Source organism: Phaeobacter sp. CAU 1743, assembly GCF_039839315.1.
Lineage (GTDB): Bacteria > Pseudomonadota > Alphaproteobacteria > Rhodobacterales > Rhodobacteraceae > Phycobacter > Phycobacter gallaeciensis_A.
Map to the genome: position 1 here is coordinate 16,953 of NZ_JBDOQR010000048.1, position 19,794 is coordinate 36,746.

Genomic DNA, 19,794 nt, shown 5'->3' on the forward strand with positions numbered 1-19,794 from the left:
GCGTTCCGGTTGGGTTCGCGTTAATGAGAACAAAAAAGGAACATTTGAGGGGGAATCAGGGCAAGATGATATTGTGGGCAGCGGTCAGGCTGCGAAAGTTAGGTGTTGATCTGAACTGGGTGTTGGACCCGATCGGAGCTATTCGCTTTGCAATGCAGCGAACAACCTATCCTGAACATCCTGCGGCAGTTGAGCAAAGTCGCCATGAAGGATGAAGTTAAAGTCAATGCGGTGCTGGCGGTAGTAATACCGCATAGTCTTAATGCTCGGAGCGCCGCGGCTTTCTTGTGAATGGAATGTCGTTTTTTTGAGGCCAAGTTCTTTGGCGACTTCGAGTTGCTGCATTCCGATAGACTTGCGGGCCGCCAGGAGGCGGCTTCTGATGGCCTCAGGGCTCACATCGCCGGTTTGTGCCAGTTGTTCTTTTTGTTCGATGTCCATGTTCTTTGATTACCTGAAATCCGAATAAAGTGAACTTTCTGGTTGTCGGATCTTGATGGTTCGCAAAATTCGGACTATCGCTTGTGGCATGACCACACGTGACCTTATCCGATCCTTGGGTGGCTATCGCGCTGTTGCGCTCCGCCTGAATAAGCGACCAACCACCGTGCATACGCACATGCAGGAGGGGGTAATGCCTTCTGCTTGGTATGATGCGTTGTGTCAGATGGCGCGGGAGCAGGAGGTGGCCGAACCGCCACGCTCGCTGTTCTCGTTCCTGAAGGTGGTTCCAACAAAGACCGAGGCCGCGGCATGAGCCGCCCGCGTCTAACCCTGATTGTGAGCAATGATGTGCCATGTGAGCAGCCTGGCACGTCTGTCGATACAGCGTCTTGGTCAAATCGGTTTGACCCCTATGCGCTTAAATCCACTGCGGCGGAGCTGTGGTCTGCCTACTTCCGCGAGCGGTTCAATAGCCCGCGGGAGGTGGCGCTGTTTTGCGATGTCAGCTTCCAGACGGCGCTGAACTGGTGGGGCGCGGTTACTGCACCGACCAGCCATATCGCGCTATTGGTTATGCTGACCGATCCCGGCGCGCCGGGCTTTTTCCATGACGAGATGAGGAGGGCCGCAGCATGAATGTGCGGATTGAACGGATCGCCTATCAGATCTGGTGGCTGACGCGCGAGGCCGGTGGCGATTGCACGCTGGCTGATCTCGCGGCCTTCACCGGCGCGAGCGCGGAGACCTGCCGCAACATCTGCATGCACCGGGGCTGGGGCCACCGCTACAGGCGCCGGGCGGTTGCGGGCCGCTGGCGCCCGGCAGAGATGCGGCCGTACCAGTCCGGCCGGGCGCAGGATCTGACGGAGGTCTTCGCATGAGCACGGCGCCAAACTTCCTGCGCCCGGTCGATGCCGGGGATCTGCCGGATTATCCGATCTCTTCGCATGACCGGCTGGACAGCCACTTCTTCATCCAGTGGAACCTGAAACGCTGGCGCCGCAGCGAATTCCGTCAGCTGGCGGAGCCGGAGGTCGGCTGGATCGGGTTCAACCTGTTCTGTGTTTCCCATGAGGAAACCCCGGTGGGCACATTGCCGACGGATGAGCGGCTGCTTGCAAATGCGGCGGAGATCTCGGTCGATCGCTGGCGGCAGCTGTGCAATCGCGAGATTACGCCACTGCACAACTGGTCACTTGTGCGCTGTGACAATGGCGAGGTCCGCTATGCCCATAAGGTGGTGACGGAAGTTGCGATCGAGGCGCTGAAATCCCGCCGGGCCAATCTGGCGGACAAGGAACAGCGCCGGGTGAACAAGCGGCTGAAGGATCTGCGCGACATGATTGAGGTTCGGATCGGGGCAGGGCAGCTGCTGCGGGCACCGGACTTCCTGGAGCGGTTCCACGGCTGGCTGGAAGAGACCTATCCGGATGTGCAGCGCCGAGAGCCGTTCATCCGCAAGGCGCTCGATGAATTCCAGCTGCAGAGGCAGGGCTGAGCGGTTCTGTAACCACCTGTGACTTTCCGTGACGGTTACGGAACATCACGGAACAATCACTGAAAATCACGGAACTGACCCGGAAAATCACGAAAGTTCCCGGGAACGATACGGTTCTCTCCTTTTTTTGCGCGGTTTCCGTCACCGCTGAAAGGAGAAGAAACGAAAAGAAATGAAACGAGACTGACGGAACGCGCACCGCAGCGGGCAGGGCCAGAGGGGCCACCGCGTGGCTGCGGCGATGTCGGAACAGGCTTAGAAAGGAGACAGAGGCGATGGATGCGAAAGAGCAGGCAGCGGGAGAAAAGCGGGTGCAGGACATCCTGATTGCGCCGCTGGAGGCACTGGGGCTGGCACGGCCGTCAACGGCGACCCTTGCCAAGTTTGAAGTCATGAAAAAGGAGTTGCGCCAGAAGCTTGCCTATATGAGCGAAGACGGGCTGACGGATCTGAGGGAGTGGATCGAGGCGCACCCTGAAGGCAAGAACAAGGACCGGTTTCCGATTGCGCTGAAGATCCTGGCCAAGGCACGGGAGAAGGAGGCACCTGATACCGGACCATCGCCGCTGATGCTGAATGTGTTCCGCGATGAGCTGGGCCTCAGGGCGATCCGGCAGGGCTGGGCGCCAGAGCTCCTGGAGTTCATCACCGCCGGGCGGGAATGGCCGGGCCGGTGGAGCCAGAGCAAGATCCGGGAAAGCGCGGACAATCCGGTGCGGCGTCTGGAGGATATCGAGATGCGCCTGGCGCGGGGCGATGCCATCAGAGCGGCCGAAGATCGGTTCCGGCTGCAGCGCCGGGCTGCGCTGCAAAGGTGCCAGGACATTGCGGATCAGGCCCGCCGAAAGGGGGCGGCATGAACATGGTGGTTCTTGAGCGCCCGGTCGTGGGTTATGCCCGGGGCGCGGCGCTGACCGGGGTCCGGGCCCCGCGCAGTGGCAGGCTGGCGGTCGGAGTTCTGGATCTAATCGAATGGGCGTTCCAGCGGGAGAAGGTCGGGCTCGACTTTGACGAGATCGAACGGGAAACCGGGGCGCGCCCTGGGATCGGGATGGAATACCTGATGATGCAGCAGGCGCAGCTGGGATGCCGGGTGCAGGGCGGCGGGACATCACCGCGCCACCATGATGCGGATATGGTTGCGGCGTCACTGGCCTGCCTGCCCGAGATCTATGGCGGGCGACGGATGGCGGTGCAGATTGCAGAGCTGGCCCGGGTGGGTGAGCGCCCGGATTGCCTGGTGGATGCAGAGCAGCGCTGTGCGCCGCTGGACTGGCGGGGCACGAAACACGGGCGGTTTGCAGCGGTGGAGGTTTGCCGGGTGCCCGGGCTGCGCTGGCCTGCGGATCAGCTGGGCAAGCGGGCGGATGGGTCCTGGTGTCCTGTTGGCTACAGCGTGACGGGACGGGAGATTGCCGCGGCCCGGCGTCGGTATCTCAGCTGGTACGGGGCGCTCCTGCACCTGCGGCACATCTTCCGGGCGGCCTGCCATCTGACGTCCTTTGTCGTGACGGAGGCGATGCCGCCAAGAACGCCGTGGCAAAGGGGTTGACGCGGATCTCAATCTGTTGACATAAAGCACCTGTCTGAATTGCGCCCGAAGCAGAGATCCTGCTCCGGGCGCTTTTGCGTTTGGGAACTGTGCTTTTGTCTAACCTAAAGGATAGTTTCTCTCTCTTTTTGATGAGCATTTGTCCTTTGGCGGCGGAGCTTTCATTGGGAAAGTCTGATAGACGGTCTGCAGATCAAGAGGAACGAACCATGAGCGATACCGCACCTGCAGAAACAATCATCCGGACTGTGTGTTCGTCGTCTGGGCGCGGCTGGGGGACCCGAAGCACGAGCCAGAGCGACGCATACGCCAGCGGCGGGTTCAGACCGTTGCAAATCATGAAGAGCAGTCAACGCGATGTCTGTGTTAACAGCAGCCTGCCGGACTTTGCCGCAAGCTGACTGACGGGAAACCTGACCAGATTGATCCAGCGCCCACGGGAAACCGTCGGGCGCTTTTGCGTTTGGGGGAGAGCACTTATGCCGAAGAAACCCTGTGCGCAGGGCGGGTGCTCCCGTCTAGTTGAGGTCGGGACGATCTACTGCAAGGCCCATGAGCGGGCTGAGAAGCAGAACCGGGACCGGCCATCAGAGGCGCGGCGGCGGTCAGAGCGGCCGAGCCGGAAATGGTATGCAAGCAAGGGGTGGCGGGGCAAAGGCGGGCGGCGGCTGACACAGCTGGACGCAGAGCCTTTGTGCCGGATGTGCCCGGATCATTCAAAGCAGCTGGCGACGGTGGCCGACCATGTGGTGCCGCACCGGGATGACTACGGGCTGTTCTGGTTCGGGGCGCTGCAATCGCTTTGCAAGTCTTGTCATGACAGCAAGAAACAGCGGGCCGAACGGCGCGCAGGTAGGGTGGGGGGCCTTGGAAAGTCCAGGGCCTTTTGATGTGAAACCGGCGGGGGTAATCGGATTTTTCCGCGCACAAATTTAGAGGGGGGGGGGTATGCAGAACAGTGGAACGGACATTGAGAAACTGGTGCGCCTTCTGGGCGGCTGGCCACCTCATTTTGATGATGTGGAAAAGGCGCATGGCGAAAGCCTGCTGCGGTACCTGAAGCGGGACGGGCTGGTGGATGAGCCGGTGTTTGGCCAGGTGGTGCGCTATGCGGTGCACCGGGCCGCGTTTGACCGGTTGTCGGTGCTGATCGTGGATGAGGGGTTTTAGGCCATGGAAGGGAACTTCCTGTCCGGTCTGAGCCAGCAGCGCGCCTTTCATGAAAACCGCCTGGCGGCGCTGGAAAAGGAACTGCTGGGCACGCCTTACGTGCGGGCCAAGAACGGGCAGGCAACCCAGACCTCCTTCATGGATCTGCTGGGAGATCCTGCGCCGCCCAAGGGCGGCGGCAAGGTGACGCCCTTCAAGCCGCTGACGCGCAAGGCGGGGCGCGGGTAGGCAATGAAAGACAATCTGGTGGAGATGCCGGTCACGCAAAGGGCGTTTGACTGGGTGGATGGGGTTTTGTCTGGCGCCATCCCCAGCGGCAAGCGGATCATTCAGGCCTGCCAGCGGTTCCGAACCGATCTGAGCAGGGCGGGCACGGATGCCTTTCCCTATGTGTTCGATGCGGAAGCCTCGGAGCACATGTGCGCCTTCATGGAAACGCTGCCTCATATCGAAGGGGCCTGGGCGGCGCGGGGCGAGACCATCGAGCTGCTGGGCTGGCAGGCCTTCCTGATCAGCCAGATCGGCGGCTGGCGCCACATGGTCAGTGGGCTCCGCCGGTTCCGGACGGCCTATGTGGAGGTGCCGCGGAAGAACGGAAAATCGACGCTGCTGGCCGGGGTCGGGCTCTACTTCCTCGGCGCGGACGGGGAGCCGGGGGCGAAGGTCTATTCGGCGGCGGCCTCCACCCACCAGGCCCGGATCGTGTTTGACGCCGCGCGGGTGATGGCGCTCACCGGGGAGTTCGAGGGCACCGGGCTTGATGAGCTCCTTGGGCTCACGATCGAGGAGCACAAGATCAAGACGCCGGATCCGGCAGCGGTGTTCCAGCCGATTGCGAGCCAGACCAAATCGAAGGACGGCAAGAACCCGCATTGCGCCATCGTCGATGAGCTCCACGAGCACGAAAAGCGCGATGTCTGGGACTCGATGGCCTCGGCTCTGGGGGCGCGGGAACACCCGCTGCTGATCGCGATCACCACGGCGGGCTATAACACGGCCGGGATCTGCTATGAGCAGCGCAAGTATGTGCAGAGCCTTCTGGACGGGGCGCGGGCCAATGAGCGCTACCTGGGGCTGATCTTTGAAGCCGATGAGGGCGATGAGCCAGGCGATCCCGCGACCTGGGAGAAGGCGAACCCCAGCCTCTATTCGGCCAAGTCGCTGGAATACATGCAGGACGAATGGGAGAAGGCCACGGCCAGCCCGGCGGCGATGGGGGAGTTCCTGCGCAAGCACCTGGACATCTGGACCAGTGTGGGGGCCGCGGCGCTGGATATGGATGCCTGGCGCGCCAGCGAGGATCCGGGGCTGCGGCTTGCGGATTATGCCGGGTGCAAGGCCTATCTCGGCGTGGATCTGGCGACGCGGCGCGATCCGGCCAGTGTGACGCTGGTGATCCCCGATGAGGAAGATCCGGCCAAGGGGCCTCTCAAGGTCTTCAGCTGGCACTTCCTGCCGGAGAAGCTGGTCGAGGCGCCGGGCAATGAGCACCTCTGGGGCTGGGCCAAGGATGGCTTCATCCGCACGACGCCGGGGGCGGAGCTGGATCTGCGCATCGTGGAGGCGCTGGTTCTGCAGCTGGCGGGGCTCGGGGATGACAGCTGGGGCTGGGGGCACCTGCCTGCGCTCGATATCGAGATGGTGATTTATGACGCGCTCTTTGCTGCGCAGATGGCGGCGGCCTGGGAGGCTGCTGGCATGACGGCGGTGGAGCTGCGCTCGCGGGCTTCGAACCTCAATGAACCCTTCAATAAGCTGATCGCGGCGGTGGATGATCACCGGCTGATCAATGATGGCAATCCGGTTCTGACCTGGATGGCTGGCAACACGCTGCTGAAGCAGGTGCAGGGGGGCGACTACATCTATCCGGCCAAGCTGGTGCCGGAGGACAAGATCGACGGGATCGTTGCTCTGATCAACGCGCTCTGGCCGCTGAGCCAGGTGCCGGAAGACACGGGCAATGATGACCGGCGGAACAGTTTTTTCCAGGCACTTGGCATGCCGCAGGGAGCGTAACAAATGGGTCTGATCAGCAAGGCGCTGTCCTCTGTCGGGTTGCAGCTGAAATCCGAAAGCAGCGTGAACTGGGCCGATGGTCGCGCGCAAGGCGGGGGCAGCGAGGGCCATGTAGGCAATGCGGGCGAGGTGGTCAGCGCGCGCTCCAGCCTGAGCCTCTCGGCGGTCTGGGGCTGCGCCAACCTGATCAGCGGCACGCTGTCCTCGCTGCCCTTCGAGGTGCAGCGCAGGGATAGCGATGGCTTCACGGAAACGGATCCGGGCCATCCGCTCCATGCAGTGATCCATGAGAGCCCGAACTTTGACCAGACAGCGCTGGACTTCTGGGACTTCATGAACCTGTCGATCGAGCTCTGGGGCAATGCCTATGCCTCGGTGCAGCGGCGGGACGGGAAGATCGTGGCGCTTTACCCGGTGCATCCGGAGGCGATGGCGGTGCGGCGGCTCGGCAGCGGGCGGATTGAATACCGTTGGAGCGATGGCGGCAAATCCTTCGTGCGGCTGGACCGGGATGTGTTCCACATCCGCGGGCCCGGCGGCAATGCGCTGGGGGGCATGTCAACGCTGCGCTTTGGTGTGCAGGCCTTCTCTTCGGCGCTGGCGGCGGACCGGGCGGCGGCGGGCATGTTCCGCAACGGGCTGCGCCCCTCAGCGCTGATCAAGTTCAAGGAATGGCTGAGCGCACCGGAGCGGGAGGCGGCGGAGAAGATCGTCGAAAAGTACCTGGGGGCTGTGAACTCGGGCAAACCGTTCATTGCCGAGGGGGGCATGGAATACGACCACCTCAGCATCTCGCCGGAAGATGCGCAGATGCTGGAAACCCGGCAGTTCTCGGTCGAGGAGATCTGCCGCTACTTCCAGGTGCCGCCCGCGCTCATTGGTCATGCGGGGGCCTCGACGGCCTGGCCGACCAGCGTGGATCAGCAGGTCCTGATGTTCACAAAGTTCTACCTGCGCCGCCGGGTGAAACGGATCGAGCAGGCCGTGAGAAAACAGCTGCTGACCCCGGCGGACCGGGCGGCGGGTGTGAGCGTTCGGATCAACATGGACGGGCTGATGCGCGGGGACAGCGCCAGCCGGGCGGCGTTTTACCAGATCATGGTTCAGATCGGCGCAATGACGATCAACGAGGTGCGCAAGCTGGAAGGGCGGCGGCCTGTGACGGGCGGCGATGAGGTGCGCATGCAGATGCAGAACATTCCGATCACGGAGACAGGAGAGGGCTGATGGTGGTGGAGACGAAGGATATGGCGGTTGATCTGACGGCCGCCGCGGACAGTGGCGCGATTGAAGGCTATGCCAGCCTCTTCGGGATCGAAGACCAGGGCGGTGATATCGTGGCGCCGGGCGCCTATGCCGCCAGCCTTGCAAAGCTGACGCAGGCCGGGCGCCGGGTGAAGATGCTCTGGCAGCATGATCCGGCGCAGCCGATCGGGGTCTGGGATGAGGCGCGCGAGGATGAGCGCGGGCTCTGGGTGAAGGGGCGGATCCTGACGGAGGTGGCCAAGGGCCGCGAGGCGCAGGCGCTGATCAAGGCGGGATCGATTGACGGGTTGTCGATCGGCTACCGGACGGTGAAGGCGCAAAAGCAGAGCGGCGGGCAGCGTCTCTTGCAGGAGCTGGAGCTCTGGGAGGTCTCGCTTGTGACCTTCCCGATGCTGCCTGAGGCGCGGGTGGCCGCGAAATCCGAGGTGCCCGCGCAGGTATTGGACAAGCTCCGGGCCGGGGATCGGCTGACGGAGCGGGAGTTTGAACGGATGGCCAAGGGAATTGGTCTTTCAAACTCGCAGGCGGAGCGTGCCGCGCGCATCCACCTGAAGGGGCAGGGGGAGCCTGCCACAGCGGAGAGCGAGGCGGTGTCGTTTTACGCCGCGATGCTGGGTTCCTGACCCGCAGATAACCCTAACATTTAGAGGAGGTTCCCCATGTCGGGAGAGACCAAGACCGCTGCAGAGCTGGCAGCGGAAACGAAAGCTGCGTTCGATCGTCAATTCGACGCTGTGAAAGCCATTGCCGAGGATGCTCTCGGTAAGGCGCAGGCCGGTGAAGAGCTGGGCCGGTCGGTCAAGGAAAAGGCCGATGAGGCCCTGGTGGAAATGAATGGCCTCAAATCCACGCTGACCGAGCTGGAGCAGAAGCTGGACCGCGATGGCGGTGCGGCTGGACCTGAGCACAAAAGCGTGGGGCAGCAGTTCGTCGAGAGTGATGAGTTCAAGTCCTTCGGGGAAGATGGGTTTGGCCGCAATTCCAAGGCGCGGATGGAGCTGAAGGCTTCGCTCACGCTGGCGACCACGGATACCGATGGTGCGGTCGGGGCCGGGGTGGGCGCAACGCGCCTTCCGGGCATTCAGGAGATGCCGCAGCGGCGGATGACGGTGCGCGATCTGCTGTCGCCGGGCCGGATGGATGGCAATACGCTGGAATATGTGCAGGAGACGGGGTTCAACAACAACGCCGCGCCTGTTGCCGAAGGCGGCCCGAAGCCGGGATCTGACATCAAGCTCACTGAGAAATCCACCGGAGCCAAGGTGATCGCGCATCACATGAAGGTGTCGCGCCAGGCGCTGAGCGATGTCTCGCAGCTGCGCTCGATGATTGACCAGCGGCTGCTCTATGGTCTGGACTTCAAGGAAGAGGTGCAGATCCTGAATGGCGATGGCACCGGGCAGAACCTGCATGGGATCATTCCCAATGCGACGGCCTATGCGCCTGCCTTTGCGGTCGGGGCGGAGACGGTGATCGACAAGCTGCGGCTTGCGATGCTGCAGGCGGCCCTGGCGGAATACCCGGCCACGGGGCATGTGCTGAACCCGATCGACTGGGCGCGGATTGAGCTCACCAAGAACGCCAATGAGGATTACATCATCGGCAATCCGCAGGGCAGTGCGCAGCCGATGCTGTGGCGCCTGCCGGTGGTTCAGACGCAGGCGATCACGGTGGACAAGTTCCTGACCGGGGCGTTCCGCATGGGTGGTCAGGTCTTTGACCGCTGGGATGCCTCGATCGAGACCGGTTATGAAAACGATGACTTCACCCGGAACATGGTGACGATCCTGGCCGAGGAGCGCCTGGCGCTGGCGATCTATCGCCCGGAGGCCTTCATCTACGGGGATCTGGGCTTTGTTGCCTGATCTGGAGTGATCTGAGCCACCAGGGGCGCGCAGTTTTTCGCGCCCTTTTCTTTTGAAGGAGCGGGAGAAAGTCCATGAAATACATCGTCAAACGTCCGCATCAGGGCGACCAGTGGTACAATGAAGGGGACGCGCGGGAGGCGGATCCGCGCGATGTGGCGCATCTGGTGGCGCGCGACGTGCTTGTTCTGCCCGAAGAGGGGGAGGACACCGAGGCGCCGGAAGATCCGGAGGGCAGCAAGGCCAGCCCGGTTCCGGAAACCAAAGCCTCCGAGCCTGCTGAAACCAAAGGGCAGGAGTAAGCCGCGATGTGGCTGGAACGGCTCTCTGGTGGCAATGCGGCGCTGATCACGCTTGCGGATGCGAAGGACAAGCTGCGGATCCTCACGCCTGAAGGAGAAGATCCGGAGCTTGATGCGGAGATCACCCGGGCCATTGCTGCGGCTTCTGCGCATCTGGATGTGGATGGCGATGGCTTTGGTGGCCTCGGCTTTCCTCTCGTGTCGCAGCAATGGGTGCGCAAGGGGGCGGGGTTTACCAGTGATCTGCTGCGCCTGCCGTTTGCGCGGATCCACTCGGTGGATGCGGTGCGCTGCCTGCAGGAGGACGGATCCAGCCTGACCGTGCCGCCTGGGGATTACATCCTTGCCGGATCCGGCCGCGCCCGGCGCATTGAGCTGCTGCCCGGCAAATCCTGGCCCTCCCATGCCGCGCGCGCCGATGCGGTGGAGATCGTGTTCACGGCGGGCTTTGCCACCGCTGAGGAGGTGCCGGAGGATATCCGGGCGGCGGCGCGTGAGCTGGTGAAGCTCTATTATGATCATCCGCTGGCGGATGCGGCTTTGGGTGTTCCGGAGCAGGTGCAGCGCGGGGTGGATCGACTGACCCGCCGCTACCGGGCCTTTGCAGGATGAAGGCGGGATCGGCGCCGCGCCTCGACCGGCGGATTGTGATCCTTGAGGCGAGTTTTGCGGAGAATGAGGCAGGGGAAGAGGTTGCCACCGGCTGGGCGGAGTATGCCGAGGGGCGGGCGCAATACACGCCGGTCTCTGATGGTGAGCGCATGCGGGCAGCATCTGTGGAGCAAAAGACGGATGCGCGGTTTGTTGTCCGCTGGTCGATCAAGCTGGCGGCGGTCAATGGCGAAAACCGGATCCGGTTTGACGGGGCGGACTGGCAGATCACCGGGGTGAAAGAGATCGGCCGCGGGCTTTGGATCGAGATTACCGCGTGGAGGATCCGGTGACTGGAGGGGGATTGCGTCCCAAAGCGTGCAGCCCGTGGTTTGTTGCGAGATAGGGATGTGCCACGGGCTGCAGCTTCTTCGGTCCGTTCCTCATCTAACAATGTCCGGATTGCTCAGAGATTAACGGAATGAGCGTTTGAGAGAATTTTTTGATGAAGCAAGGATCTCAGACATGTCAGTCAAGATGAAGATCGAAGGCGCCGGTGATATCGAGCGGGCGCTGGGTCAGCTTGCGCGGGGCACGGCCAAGGGCGTGCAGCGGCGGGCGATGAAGAAGGCGCTGCAGCCGGTGGCCACAATGGCCGATGCGTTGTCACCCTTTACGGTGAAGGTCACCAGCAAGCTGACGGCCCGGCAGGCGCGGGAGGCGCGCAGCGACCGGGGACGCAGCAAGGTAGTGCTTTATGTGGGGCCGGTGCAGCCAGATGACAGCGATGCACCGCACGGCCACCTTTACGAGTTCGGCACGGGGCCGCGGATGCAGGAAACGACCGGCAGGTTCGTCGGTGCGATGCCTGCGCGGCCTTTCATGCGTCCCGCCTGGGATGCCAACAAGGCGCAGATGCTGGAGACCCTGAAGCGCGAGACCTGGGCCGAGATCGAAAAGACGATTGCGCGCGCGCGGCGCAAGGCCGCGCGGGCAGGCGTATCAGCATGGAAGGTGAGCTGAAGGATCTCCTGAAGACGCTGGGGCATCCGGTGGTCTGGGGCGTCTTTGACCGGGACGTGGGCTTTCCCCGGATCAGCCTGCAGCGGATCAGCAATGTGTCGGCCTATTCCCAGACCGGGCGCGGCGACGTGGAGACCGCGCGGGTGCAGGTGAACATCCATGCCCGCACCTATGGTGAGATCATCCCGCTCGCTCGTCAGGTCTCCCAGACCCTGACAGCGTATCGCGGCGGGTCTGTAATCCGCTGCAAAGAGATATCCCGCCGGGATGGGACGAACCCCTCCGGCGGCGATGTGATCCGGCTTCAGATGCTGGACATTCAGGTGCGCTACCGCGCCTGACCGCTGGCCGGGTGACCGGCTCAATCAACAAATGATGGAAGGAAGAAGCCAATGGCAGAGAATGTCATTCCGGGCGATCTCGTTGACATGGAATGGTCCGTCGACGGGGTGGACGGGAACTTTGCGGTGATCAAGGGCTGCAAGACGATCGGGATCCCGGAGGTTGACCAGGAATACCGGGACCGGACCTCGCTGGACAGCCCGGGCCGGTTCAAGGAATGGGGCCTCGGCCTCAAGGATGGCGGGGAGATCACCCTCAACTGCTTTTACTCGACCGAGCTTTACAAGCAGGCCGCAGCCTATAACGCGGCAGGCAAACCGGTGTTCTTCCGGGCGACGCTCCCGCCGGGCGAGGGGCAGAGCACGGGCGATCTCTTTGCCTACAAGGCCTATGTGGTGCCGACGATCCCCACCACCGACCAGGACGGCGATCTGATGACCGATCTCAAGCTGCGCACCACCGGCGCGGTTGACTGGGTAGAAGGGACGGCAGCGGTATGATCAATCACGCGAAGATGAAGGTGGGCAAGACCACCCACAAGCTGAAGTTCTCGACCGCCGCGCTGATGCGGATGGAAGCGGAAAATGACGGCCAGCCCTTTGATGCGCTGGTGGATCATCTGATCACCGGCAAGGGCGGCGCGTCTTTTGTTGTCTCTGTGCTGGCCGCCGTGATGAACGATGGCGCGGGCGGCGAGCGGGACGAGGCCGTTGCCCTGGTCGATGGGGCAGGCGGCGTGCGCAAGGTGTTGACCTCTCTTGGTGAGGCCATCGCGGTTGCCTTCCCTGCAGAGGCAGATCCGGGCGCTGATCCAGATGAGGACGCAGAGGGAAACAGCGAGGGAAACGGGCAGGCCGCAGGGGCGTAGACTGGCAGGCGCTCTATCGGTCGTGGTGCAGGCTGGGTCTGCACCACGATGATTTTGGCGCGGTCACCCTGCGGGAATACGATCAGATCACCCGGGCAGTGATCGATGGCAAGAACGATGAGGTCCAGGCGCGGCGGGTGCTTCAGCAGGAGCTGGCGGTTCTGTTCAGCCATGCGGTCCACAGTCCAAAAACCATCCCCGACTTTACGAAGGCGGGGGCGGAACACTCCGGCAAAACCAAGCGGGACAAGAAGAGCGATGCGCAGGCTGTCGAGCAGCTGCGCGCCTCGCTGATGAGCCTGCACTTCCACAATCAGAGAGGGGCATGAGATGGCCGCGATTATTGGCGCTCTTCGGGGCGTTCTGTCCATGGATTCGGCTGCCTTTGAAAGCGGCGCCAAGCGGGCCCAGTCCACCATGGGCAAAACCGAGCGGCGCATGCTGCGGATGGGCGCCAATATGGAGAAGGCCGGGCGGCGGATGTCGCTGGGCCTGACCCTGCCGCTGGCGGGCGCCGCTGCGGTGGCGGTCAAATCCAGCCTGCAGATGGTGGATGCGCAGGCGAAGATGGCGCAATCCCTCGGCACCACTGTCAAATCCATGCAGGTGCTGGACCGGGCAGCGGATCTGTCTGGCGTGTCGATCGGGGAGGTGCAGCAGGCGACGATCCAGCTGACCAAGCGGCTGAGCCAGGCGGCGGGCGGATCCGGCGCGGCGGCCAAGGCGCTGAAGCGGCTGCATTTGAATGCCTCCGATCTGCAGCGCCTGCCGCTGGATGAGCGTCTGGCCCGGATCCAGGGGGCGCTTGCGGATTACGTGCCGCAGGCAGAACGCGCGGCGGTGGCCTCGGATCTCTTCGGCAGCCGGGCCGGTCTGATCTTCACCCGCATTGACAGCGCCACCCTGAAGCTGGCCGCAGAGGATGTGGGCCGCTTTGGCGTTGCGATCTCAGAGGTGGATGCGGACCGGCTGGAGACGGCCAATGATGCGATGTCGCGGATGGGGCTGGCCGGGCGGGGTCTGGCCAATCAGCTGACCATCGCGCTGGTGCCTGCGATGCAGACCGTCAGCGATGGCGCGGCCTCGGTGGCGGAATGGTTCAACGGGCTGGGCGAGGGCACCAAGCGGGTGATTGCGCTTGGCACGGCGGGGGCGGCTGCGCTGGGACCGCTGGCCGTGGGGCTGGGCCTGACCCTCAAGCTGACCGCGCCGCTGGGTGTGGCGATGGCGGGGATGCTGTCTACCGTTGCGCTGGCGCCAGTGCGGTTCCTGGCGGCGGCAAAGTCTGCGGTGGCGCTGGAAATGGCGCTCGGGGCCACCACGACCCGGGCGGCGCTTGGCAGTGTTGCCATCAAGGGCCTGTCGCGGGGGCTGGTGCTTTTGCGCGGTGCAGTGATCACTACCGGGATCGGCGCGCTGGTTGTAGGCGCGGGGTACCTGGCCATGAAGTTCCACCAGCTGGTCACTGCGACCGGTGGCTGGGGCATGGCGCTGCAGGCGCTTGGCGATCTCGCCTCGGGCGTCTGGCTGGGGATCAAGACCAGTGCCAGATCGATCGGCCCGGCGCTTGGCGCCGTCTGGGAGACCGTCAAGGCAGGCTTTCTGCGCATGATGGGTACGATCTCGGAAAACTGGTCGGCCTTCCTGTCGGGGCTGGCGGTTCGGGTGAGGAACATCCCGGGCATGTCGGGCGCCTTTGATGCGCTGAATGAAGCCTCTGGCCGGGCCTTTGAAGGCGTTGCGAGGTATGACGCGCTGGCGGTGCGGGCTGCAAACAGCAGCGCGGCGCTGAAGAAAGAGGCCAAGGGGCTGGTGCGCGAGGGCTGGGATAAGGCCGCGGCTGCGCTCAAGACCCTGACGCTGCAGATGGACAGCGCCAATGCGGAACTGGATGCGGGCGACGACAGCGCCGATGCGTTGAAGAACAGCCTCGAGGATCTGAACGATACGCTGGATGATGGGTCCGGCGGTGGCACCAAGGACAAGCTGGATAAGACCAAGAAAAAGGCAAAGGACCTGTCCGAGGAGCTGAACGGGCCGCTGTCCTCTGCGGTCGATGGCGTTGCGCGCTCCTTCGGGGACTGGGTGGCGAATGGCCTGCGGGATTTTGAGGGCCTCTGGGATGGGATCAAACAGGCGGCAAAACGCGGGCTTGCGGATCTGGCGTCCTCCTTTGCGCAGAACACGCTGAAGATTGCACTGGGGTTGTCGGTGACGGGATCCGGCAGCGCGGCCAGCGCAGGCACTGCCGTGCTGGGCGGTGGCGGAGGTGGCGTGAACCCGCTGGGGATCTTGAGCAATGTCGGCGGTCTGGTTGGCGGGGGCGGTATTGCCGCCGGGATCGGCTCTGGCCTTGGCGGTGTTCTGACTGGCGGCGGCCTTGGCTCCAGCTTTGCCAACCTCGGCGGGCTGGTCAGCGGCGCCTCCAGCGGCTGGGGCGCGCTTGGGGCGGCTCTGCCTGCGGCGGGTCTCGTGCTGGGTGGCATTGCGCTTCTGGCCAAGGGTCTCAGCCGCAAATACGCAGGCTCGGGGATCCGGGGGCGCTTTGGCGCTGATGGTTTTGAAGGCTCCTCGATCGACTTCTACAAGGGCGGGTTCCTGCGTTCCAACCGCACCGACTACAAACCGCTGGAGGCCGACTTCGAGGCGGCGCTGGATCAGAGCGTCACCGGGCTGACCGATGGCGTCAAGGATATGGCGGCCTCGCTGAACCTTGGCACCAAGGCGCTGGAAGGCTTTACCAGCGAAGGCTTCACGCTCTGGACCAATGGCAAAAGCCAGGAAAAGATCCAGGAGGAACTGCAGGCCCGCATTGAAGAGACCGGTGCGGAAATGGCCGAGCTGGTTCTGGGCACGGATCGCTTCAGCCGCGCCGGGGAAACCGCCCTTGATACGCTGGGGCGCCTGTCGGGCAGCCTCACCGCAGTCAACGATGCGGCGGATCTCCTCGGCCATGGTTTCTTTGATGTCTCCCTGAAGGGCGGCGATGCGGCTTCGCAGCTGGTCGATCTCTTCGGCGGCGCCGAGGCCATGGCAGGATCTGTCTCCGCCTACTTCGGGGCCTTCTACTCCGAAGGCGAGCGCACGGAGGTGATCCTGCGGCGTCTGCGCGAAGAGTTCGGGGAGCTGGGCGTCGCCATGCCCACAAGCCGGGATGGCTTCCGGGAACTGGTGGAGGGGATCGATACCACCACGGAACACGGGCGCGAACTTTATGCAGGCCTTCTGCAGATGTCCGGTGCCATGGCTGAGGTGCTGCCGCAGGTCAGCGCCTATTCCGCCGAGCTGGCGGGCATGGTGGGGGAGATCGGCGGCGAACTTGGCGCGCAGATTGATGCGGCCCGCGCCCGGGTCTCTGAGGAACGCGCCACGGCGGAAAGCTGGCGCCGTGCGGGCAGCGGGCTGCGGGAGCTGGTGGATGGTCTGATCACTGGCGATCTGACCGGCGCAAGCGCGGCGCAGGCCGAGGCGGCGCAGCGGGCGCGGCTGGACGGTGCGCTTGCAGCGGTGCGCGGCGGAGATCTCTCGGCTGCGGAAAGCCTGCCGGAGCTGGCGCGCGCCTATCTGCAATCGGCCCGGGCCGGAGCGGGATCGGCGCTGGAATACCGGCGCATCGCGGCAGAGGTGCAGGGCCAGCTGCGGTTTGCGGCTGGGGTGGCGGATCTTGAAAGCGGCAATGATGAGGTTCTGGCCGGTCTTTACGCGCAGCAGATCGAGGTCCTGACCTCGCTTCGCAGCTTCCTGCAGCTTGAAGGGCTGACCGGCGATCAGATCGCGGATCTGAGCCAGGGCGTGCAGGATCTGGCAGCGGACTGGGATGGCACCGTCAGCGCATTTGAAACCTCCCTCGGTTCGCTGGAGGATGCCATCAGCCAGGCCGAGGCCTTCAGCTATGATGACCTGGTGGGGGCGCTGGATGTGGCGGTCACGCTGGCCGATGACGCACCGCGCTGGCTGCGCCGGATGGTGGAGCAGGCAGATAGCGGGATCCGCACCACGCTGGACTTCATCATCCGCCGCAATGATCTGACGGCGGCGGATCGCTGGATTGCCACCCATGCCCTCTCGCAGCATGTGGCCAGCCTTGACCTGGTGCTGCGCGAGGATCTGGACCGGCAGACCCGTAAGCTGGTTCTGACCAATACCGAAGAGCTGCGCCGCAAGCTGATGCTGCAGCTGGGCCGGGATCTCGATCCGGACACCCGGGCCATGGTGTTGACCCGCAGCGCCAACCTGTCCCGCCGGGTGAACGTGGCGCTGAGCCGGGAGGGCGGGGACAACGTGGAGCGGCTGACGCGCCTGCAGGATCTGATCGGGGCGCGGGGGCAGGCCGGGCGGATCAGCTTTGGCGGCGCGGTGCGCCTGACGGCGGATACCGTCTTCAGCGATCTCACCTCGGCCTCCGGGGATCTGCTGCAGCCGATGGAAAACCTGCGGGCCATGCTGGGGGATCTGCGCGCGGCGGTGCAGCTGGACACGGCAGAGCGGCAGGCCCAGTCAAAGATCGCATCGCTGCAGATCCGCGGCGCCGGGCTGGCGGATCGCACAGAGGTCAAACGGGCAGGGGGCGCCGAGCTGATCGGCCAGATCGAGGATCTGCAGGCCTCCACCGGGGTCAAGCTGCTGCGGGGCTCAGGCGAGGACGCCATCCTGCGCCAGCGCGAGGATGGCACGATTGCCTATCGCGCGGATTACACCAGCGGCGGCGCGGGGCTGGCAGCCTTGAATGCGGCCTTCCGGGGCGCTGATGGTCTGGAAGCAAAGATCGCGGCTTACAATGAGCGGATCAGCGGCAGGAACGATCGGCTGGAGCGCCTGCGGGCGCAGATCCGGGGGCTGGGCGGTATTCCGCAGTTTGCCGCAGGCGGTGCCCATGCAGGCGGTCTGCGCATCGTCGGGGAGCGCGGCTGGGAGATCGAGCGCACGGGTGCCTCCCGCATTCACAGCCATGCCGAGTCCGTGGCGATGCTGGATAACCGCTTCGTGGTGCAAAGCGTCAACGCCCTGGCCAAACAGGTCGGGGTGCAGGGGCAGAGCATGGAGCTGTTCGTGCGCAAGATCGCGCAGTTCCTTGAGGACTGGGATGAAGCCGGGCAGCCGGAGGTGCGGGTCTGATGGACTTCAACATCATCGCGCCGATGGCGGTCACCACTGCCGAGCTGACCGCCTCCAATATCCCCGAGGATGATCATCCCGAATGGGCTGCGGGGACCACCTACGCCAAGGACGATCTGGTAATCTCGCTCGCCTCCCATCGGATTTACCAGAGCATGCAGGATGGCAACCTTGGCAAGGATCCTCTGACCGATGATGGCAGCTGGTGGTTCGACCTGCGGGCCACCAACCGCTGGTCAGCCTTTGATCAGCGGCGATCGAACACGGCGTCACATGCCGATCAGATCACCTATTCGATCACCCCGACGCAGGATTGCGATGCCATCGCGCTCTTCGGCCTTACCGCCGGGTCCGTGCGGATCGAGGTCTGGGACGGTCCCAGCCAGATCTATGATCAGACCTTCGTGATGGTCGACACCGGCCATGTGGTCAGCGTCTACACCTGGTTCTTCGGCGGCATTGTCTACACCCGCCAGAAGGTTCTGAACGGCTTTCCGGGCTACATCGGCCACCGCATTGACATCACCATCGCGGCGGTCGGGGCCACCGCGAAGGTCGGCCATATTGTTCTCGGCCGGAACCATCTGCTGGGGCAGGTGATGAACCTGCCGCGCATCTCCTTCGTCAGTCACAGCCGCAAGGGCTATGACGATTTTGGGGATGAGATCCTGGTGAAGCGCGGCTCCACCCGCAAGATCGAGGTGGCCTTGCTGGTGCCGACCATCCAGGCGCCGCGCGTGATGGACATCATGGCCGAGATCGATGGTCTTGCGACGGCCTTCTACGCCTCGGGCACGGGGCCAACTTACGGGATCGAGGGGCTGGGGTTCCTCGATGACCACGGCCAGCCGCTGGATGTGGCGGGCGAAAGCACATTCCCCCTGATCATGAAAACACTGAAATAGGACAGGAGAGCCATGAGCTATCCGGAGTTCTCCGACTTCCCGCCGATCCCGCAGCGATCGGCGGCGGAGGCGGATTTTGACACCAAGATGTCAGCGCTGTTCCAGCACTTTGCCACCACCCACCGGGCAGAGCTGATCGCGCTGATCGACTTTTTGAAGACAAACAGCACCATCATTGGCGGTGCGCTGAATGCCACCACCGTGGGGCTGGATGCCCCTGCAGAGGGGAAGTTTACCGCGCTGGAAGCGCCACAGCTGGATCTGGTCAACACCGTGTCTGGGGTCCTGGCGGTTCTGGGGGCAAGCGCATCAGATCTGAATATCGGGACCAACTCGAACCACCCGGTTGATCTGAGGGTGGCGGGGATCAGGAGTATCCTCCTGTCCACCAACGGAACCAAATCATTCTATCAGACTGACGGTTCCACTGTGGGGGTTACTATCGACGGCAGCGGAAACGTAAATACAGCTGGATTTCTTGCTGTTGGCAGGGATTACGCGTTCAGCCCACTTGACGTCGAGAATGGTGCATTGGTCTCCAGCGGAGACGTTGCAGATGATAGACGCGGGACAATCCACTTGCAGAATGTTGGCGGAACACCTGCAGATGGCGCCTTGGCGGTAGGTATCTCTTTCAGTGGAGTAAATACCAGACGCAGACGCGCGCTTATTGCCAGCTACCAAGATGGGGAAGACGGCGACCCAACAGGACTTAGAGCCCGATTTGAAACTAATTGAGTGAGTTCAGGAGGTTGTGTTTCTGTTCGGGTACGACACTGAACGGAGACCACGATGGCCTGGACCGAACTCACCCGCAGCCAGCATGCCCGTGAGGGC

At 63.6% G+C, this 19,794-nt stretch carries 25 protein-coding genes; 24 read left to right on the top strand and 1 reads right to left on the bottom strand.

Translation table 11 applies throughout. The features are described from left to right. Positions 1-138: 138 nt before the first annotated feature. The gene (locus tag AAFO90_RS17135; protein WP_347510134.1) at positions 139-441 is read right to left on the bottom strand and encodes an XRE family transcriptional regulator; all 303 of its coding nucleotides are present in this window, start codon (positions 439-441) and stop codon (positions 139-141) included. A 193-nt stretch (positions 442-634) separates the two neighbouring features. Between AAFO90_RS17135 and AAFO90_RS17140 the strand changes: the two genes are divergently transcribed. From AAFO90_RS17140 to AAFO90_RS17255, 24 genes are all read left to right on the top strand, one after another. Further along, on the top strand, positions 635-757 hold the full coding sequence (locus AAFO90_RS17140; RefSeq protein ID WP_347510135.1) for a hypothetical protein: 123 nt from the start codon (positions 635-637) through the stop codon (positions 755-757). Continuing rightward, the gene (locus AAFO90_RS17145) at positions 754-1,080 is read left to right on the top strand and encodes a hypothetical protein (protein ID WP_347510136.1); all 327 of its coding nucleotides are present in this window, start codon (positions 754-756) and stop codon (positions 1,078-1,080) included. Before AAFO90_RS17140 ends, AAFO90_RS17145 begins: the two co-directional genes overlap by 4 nt. Then, positions 1,077-1,325, top strand: coding sequence for a hypothetical protein (locus AAFO90_RS17150; RefSeq protein WP_274832575.1), 249 nt, complete (start codon positions 1,077-1,079; stop codon positions 1,323-1,325). The genes AAFO90_RS17145 and AAFO90_RS17150 overlap by 4 nt, the downstream gene beginning before the upstream one ends. After that, positions 1,322-1,942 (top strand): hypothetical protein, encoded by a 621-nt coding sequence (locus tag AAFO90_RS17155; protein WP_347510137.1) that lies wholly within the window; start codon positions 1,322-1,324, stop codon positions 1,940-1,942. Before AAFO90_RS17150 ends, AAFO90_RS17155 begins: the two co-directional genes overlap by 4 nt. 275 nt (positions 1,943-2,217) lie before the next feature. After that, on the top strand, positions 2,218-2,802 hold the full coding sequence (locus AAFO90_RS17160; protein ID WP_347510138.1) for a hypothetical protein: 585 nt from the start codon (positions 2,218-2,220) through the stop codon (positions 2,800-2,802). Then, the gene (locus AAFO90_RS17165; protein WP_347510139.1) at positions 2,799-3,494 is read left to right on the top strand and encodes a hypothetical protein; all 696 of its coding nucleotides are present in this window, start codon (positions 2,799-2,801) and stop codon (positions 3,492-3,494) included. Before AAFO90_RS17160 ends, AAFO90_RS17165 begins: the two co-directional genes overlap by 4 nt. Positions 3,495-3,973: 479 nt before the next feature. Further along, positions 3,974-4,384: an HNH endonuclease gene (locus AAFO90_RS17170; RefSeq protein WP_347510140.1), complete on the top strand. Its 411-nt coding sequence runs from the start codon at positions 3,974-3,976 to the stop codon at positions 4,382-4,384. Positions 4,385-4,442: 58 nt separating this feature from the next. Then, the gene (locus tag AAFO90_RS17175; RefSeq protein ID WP_347510141.1) at positions 4,443-4,664 is read left to right on the top strand and encodes a hypothetical protein; all 222 of its coding nucleotides are present in this window, start codon (positions 4,443-4,445) and stop codon (positions 4,662-4,664) included. Positions 4,665-4,667: 3 nt separating this feature from the next. Next, positions 4,668-4,892 (top strand): hypothetical protein, encoded by a 225-nt coding sequence (locus AAFO90_RS17180; protein ID WP_347510142.1) that lies wholly within the window; start codon positions 4,668-4,670, stop codon positions 4,890-4,892. A 3-nt stretch (positions 4,893-4,895) separates the two neighbouring features. Continuing rightward, positions 4,896-6,680 carry a terminase TerL endonuclease subunit gene (locus tag AAFO90_RS17185; RefSeq protein ID WP_347510143.1) on the top strand — a complete coding sequence of 595 codons (1,785 nt, stop codon included), beginning with the start codon at positions 4,896-4,898 and terminating at the stop codon, positions 6,678-6,680. A gap of 3 nt (positions 6,681-6,683) precedes the next feature. Beyond that, the gene (locus tag AAFO90_RS17190; RefSeq protein WP_347510144.1) at positions 6,684-7,907 is read left to right on the top strand and encodes a phage portal protein; all 1,224 of its coding nucleotides are present in this window, start codon (positions 6,684-6,686) and stop codon (positions 7,905-7,907) included. Further along, positions 7,907-8,569 (top strand): HK97 family phage prohead protease, encoded by a 663-nt coding sequence (locus tag AAFO90_RS17195; protein WP_347510145.1) that lies wholly within the window; start codon positions 7,907-7,909, stop codon positions 8,567-8,569. The genes AAFO90_RS17190 and AAFO90_RS17195 overlap by 1 nt, the downstream gene beginning before the upstream one ends. Positions 8,570-8,605: 36 nt before the next feature. Beyond that, positions 8,606-9,811 carry a phage major capsid protein gene (locus tag AAFO90_RS17200; RefSeq protein ID WP_347510146.1) on the top strand — a complete coding sequence of 402 codons (1,206 nt, stop codon included), beginning with the start codon at positions 8,606-8,608 and terminating at the stop codon, positions 9,809-9,811. A 74-nt stretch (positions 9,812-9,885) separates the two neighbouring features. Further along, the gene (locus tag AAFO90_RS17205) at positions 9,886-10,113 is read left to right on the top strand and encodes a hypothetical protein (protein ID WP_347510147.1); all 228 of its coding nucleotides are present in this window, start codon (positions 9,886-9,888) and stop codon (positions 10,111-10,113) included. Positions 10,114-10,119: 6 nt separating this feature from the next. Continuing rightward, positions 10,120-10,725: a hypothetical protein gene (locus AAFO90_RS17210; protein WP_347510148.1), complete on the top strand. Its 606-nt coding sequence runs from the start codon at positions 10,120-10,122 to the stop codon at positions 10,723-10,725. Beyond that, positions 10,722-11,057, top strand: a complete 336-nt coding sequence (locus AAFO90_RS17215) for a head-tail adaptor protein (RefSeq protein ID WP_347510149.1) — start codon at positions 10,722-10,724, stop codon at positions 11,055-11,057. The genes AAFO90_RS17210 and AAFO90_RS17215 overlap by 4 nt, the downstream gene beginning before the upstream one ends. A gap of 172 nt (positions 11,058-11,229) precedes the next feature. Next, entirely contained in the window at positions 11,230-11,727 is a 498-nt protein-coding gene (locus AAFO90_RS17220) for an HK97-gp10 family putative phage morphogenesis protein (RefSeq protein WP_347510150.1), read from the top strand. Further along, the gene (locus AAFO90_RS17225; RefSeq protein ID WP_347510151.1) at positions 11,712-12,068 is read left to right on the top strand and encodes a DUF3168 domain-containing protein; all 357 of its coding nucleotides are present in this window, start codon (positions 11,712-11,714) and stop codon (positions 12,066-12,068) included. Before AAFO90_RS17220 ends, AAFO90_RS17225 begins: the two co-directional genes overlap by 16 nt. Before the next feature lie 51 nt (positions 12,069-12,119). Further along, positions 12,120-12,569: a hypothetical protein gene (locus tag AAFO90_RS17230; protein WP_065270991.1), complete on the top strand. Its 450-nt coding sequence runs from the start codon at positions 12,120-12,122 to the stop codon at positions 12,567-12,569. Further along, on the top strand, positions 12,566-12,937 hold the full coding sequence (locus AAFO90_RS17235) for a hypothetical protein (protein ID WP_065270990.1): 372 nt from the start codon (positions 12,566-12,568) through the stop codon (positions 12,935-12,937). The genes AAFO90_RS17230 and AAFO90_RS17235 overlap by 4 nt, the downstream gene beginning before the upstream one ends. Before the next feature lie 98 nt (positions 12,938-13,035). Then, positions 13,036-13,266, top strand: coding sequence for a hypothetical protein (locus tag AAFO90_RS17240; protein ID WP_065270989.1), 231 nt, complete (start codon positions 13,036-13,038; stop codon positions 13,264-13,266). Position 13,267: 1 nt separating this feature from the next. Beyond that, positions 13,268-18,052 (top strand): hypothetical protein, encoded by a 4,785-nt coding sequence (locus AAFO90_RS17245; protein ID WP_347510152.1) that lies wholly within the window; start codon positions 13,268-13,270, stop codon positions 18,050-18,052. Further along, positions 18,052-18,957 carry a hypothetical protein gene (locus AAFO90_RS17250; RefSeq protein ID WP_347510153.1) on the top strand — a complete coding sequence of 302 codons (906 nt, stop codon included), beginning with the start codon at positions 18,052-18,054 and terminating at the stop codon, positions 18,955-18,957. Before AAFO90_RS17245 ends, AAFO90_RS17250 begins: the two co-directional genes overlap by 1 nt. Before the next feature lie 12 nt (positions 18,958-18,969). Continuing rightward, complete coding sequence (locus AAFO90_RS17255; RefSeq protein ID WP_347510154.1) at positions 18,970-19,695, top strand: hypothetical protein; 726 nt, start codon at positions 18,970-18,972, stop codon at positions 19,693-19,695. The last annotated feature ends 99 nt before the right edge of the window (positions 19,696-19,794 follow it).